The sequence below is a fragment of the Deltaproteobacteria bacterium genome (assembly GCA_016874735.1).
Classification (GTDB): domain Bacteria; phylum Bdellovibrionota_B; class Oligoflexia; order Oligoflexales; family CAIYRB01; genus CAIYRB01.
On sequence record VGTI01000147.1, the window covers coordinates 1 to 3,163 of the forward strand.

2 protein-coding genes are annotated in these 3,163 nt (G+C 56.1%); both read left to right on the forward strand.

Annotation, left to right across the window (positions count from 1 at the left end; genetic code table 11):
- Window positions 1-213, forward strand: a 213-nt coding sequence (locus FJ146_19770) for a transposase (GenBank protein MBM4254210.1), incomplete at its 5' end; no start/stop codon positions are given.
- A gap of 402 nt (window positions 214-615) precedes the next feature.
- Window positions 616-3,163: hypothetical protein (locus tag FJ146_19775; GenBank protein MBM4254211.1), on the forward strand; the 2,548-nt coding region annotated here is incomplete at its 3' end.

The window sequence follows — 3,163 nt, forward strand, 5'->3', positions numbered from 1 at the left end:
CAGAAAAAGTCACTGTCTGAGCGTGTGCACGCATGTGCATGCTGTGGGCTCAGACTTGACCGGGACGTGAATGCTGCACGAGTGATCTTGAATTATGCTTTGACAGGCTTTGTCACGGGGCGGGAACTGTCCTCAGGTGTGGAGGGTGGGGTTACCCGCCCGCTGAAGCACGAAACTCTGACCATACCGGAGCGCTCTTGTCAGAGAGCGTGAGGATTGGTAGGGGTAGTTCATTTGTCTGATGTAAAGATCGATTTGGTCCATGCCGGGCACTTCTCAGAACTCGTTGATCTTATGGTTGTTTCCGTATAGCCCTACGCGCAAAGATAATCCTGATCTTTGTCAGTAGTAGGGATCCTGAAACGCGCCCTTCAGCCGCCGCAGACTAGCTAAAGTAGCCGGTCAGCCACAGACTACCTCGATCAACCTTTTGACACCCCCGCCAAAGACCCGCCCAAATCATCCAAAAATACGAATCAATATCGGGGCCTTAACAAAACATCTCAAGTTTAGCCCCAGGGTACCGATCCTACCTTCAAATAGGGGGGGGTGATTCGCATCGTGAGAGCCCTCCATGGGTCGCGACTTACGGCACCCTCGACCGAAGGCACCCTGATGACACCGAGACTAAACACATCACTGACAAGGTCACTATCGCTACGCAGATTACTGCTAGTCGCGGTACATGCGATTCTGTTTAGTCTCGCGTTCTCGTCAGTCACCGCTTGGGCCACGCAGATTACTATGAGCTATTCGGGCCGCCTGACGCAGCCCAATGGCGCGCCACTTGAAGGCATAGTGCCGATGGAAGCCAGGTTTTGGTCAGAAGGCATCGAGGGGACCCAGCGGGGGCCGACCATCGACTTCCCGGCTGTGCAGCTGATAAACGGTGTCTTCCTCATCGATCTAGTGTTCAGTTCGGAAGAGGCAGCACTGATGTTTGGCGGTGGTGGTGACGATCCCGTATTTATCGAGATCACCGCTAGTAGCAAAGTTTATCCGCGGCAGAAGTTTTCCTACGTACCCTACGCCCTCAGGATTCCTGTCGACGAGCAGACGATCAAGTTTGGAAGCGACGGCAAACTCACACTCGCCGTAGGAGCTTCGTCGGGTAGCGGATACTTTCTGACCAAAGACGTCGCGGGCAAACTCGCTTGGGCATCGCCCACAGTAACTAAACTGCAAGATCAGACTATCTCTGCGGCTGCACCGGCCTCCGGTCAAATACTCAGGTACGACGGTACGCAGTGGGTACCAGCGAACCAGACTGCTAACGGTAATTCGTTTACCGGTATTTTACCCCTGAGCAGTGGCGGTACCGGCGTAGCTAGCTTTACCAACAACGGGGTTGTGATTGGATCCTCTGGGGCGCTCTCGGCCACAGCTGCCGGCAGCGAGCACAATGTCCTCGTCGCAGGCGCCGGTGGGCAACCAGGTTTTGGCCGCGTCAATCTAGCAAGCGCAGCGGCAGTATCCGGCACGCTCGGTGTCGCCAACGGTGGCACGGGCGCAAGTATGCTCACCAGTAACGCGGTGCTGCTCGGCAACGGTACGAATCCCGTGCAGGCAGTAGCACCAGGTGCTAGTGGTCGGGTGCTTACCTCCGACGGCACAACCTGGATCAGTGCAGCGCTACCTGCTACCGACTGGGCTTCACCAGGAGCTATTGGCGCCACGGCACCAAACATTGGTTTATTTACAAATCTCACTGTAAGTGGCAACGTCGGAATCGGATCGACATCTGCACCGGCACAGCTAGATCTGATAGGCCAGATCAAAATCACCGGTGGATCCCCTGGAGCTGGTAAAGTCCTGACCAGCGATGCTACTGGACTAGCATCGTGGACAACGCCTGCAGCTAGCGGCGTGACGACAGTAAACACTGGCACAGGTCTCACAGGTGGACCGATCACAGGTTCAGGGACCATTAGTTTGAGTAATACAGCCGTGACGCCTGGCACCTACCTACGTGCCACCGTCGTCGTCGACTCCCAGGGCCGGATCTCCGATGCTCAAAATGGCCCCACGCTGGTCGACGCGGATATCGCCGCGTCCGCCAACATTGCGCAGAGTAAGATTGCGGGGCTGGGTACGTCTTTAGGTGCTAAAGAAGATGCGATTGCGTCGGGCACGACTGCCGACTACTTCCGCGGCGACAAGACCTGGCATCCACTCAACACAGCCAACGTGCCAGAATCTGGCTCATCAGAGTACTTTACAACTGCGAGGGCACGATCGAGCCTAACCGGGACGGCCCCGATTAACTATAATTTTACTACCGGCGTTATTAGCATGGCTGCCGCAAGTGCGAGTGCCGATGGCTATCTCTCGTCCGCGGATTGGTCCACCTTCACCAGTAAACAAAACGCCCTCGGTTATACGCCCGTCAATAAGGCGGGCGACACTTTGAGCGGTGGCCTTGATATGAATGGTAACAGGCTGACGAATGTCGGTGACTTAGGATTGGCTACGGACAAAACACTGGGCCTAGGGCGATTCGATAACGCGTCCGAGGCGTCGATGACGGCGACGCTCAATGCGAGCGGTGGCTCGTCTCCTGATAAGGGCAAAACCTGGTTTAACTCGTCCACCAATGAAATCAAGTACTGGGATGGATCTGCAGCAAAAACCCTGGGGATCTCGGGAGCTGGGCTCACTAATCTAAACGGCTTAACTGGCGGCAGTCAGACTCTGTCTATTGGCACCGCTAGCAACAGTCCTGCATTTAATTCCGTTGGCTCCACGCACACGCTTAATATCCCGCTGGCCTCGGCCGGAGCAACCGTTACCGCAGGACTCCTATCGAATGCTGATTACGCCGCGTTTAACGGCAAAGTTGCCGGTGTGGTCGGATCACCAGCGATATCTGTATCCACGAGTAGTGGCACCGCCACTGTAGGGCTAACCGACACCGCCGTGACGCCTGGGACTTATACCCGTGCCACAATCACCGTCGATCAGCAAGGACGCCTCACGGCTGCAGCTAGCGGCAACAACATCAATCTGGCGAGCGAAGTATCTGGAGCACTACCCGCAGCCAACGGCGGTACCGGTGTCAATTCCGCAGCAACGTTCCCAGCTAGTGGCGTCGTCGTCACGCGCGACGCCACGGAGACTCTGAGCAACAAAACGTTACCTGCCGCTACGATCAACGGCGCATCGA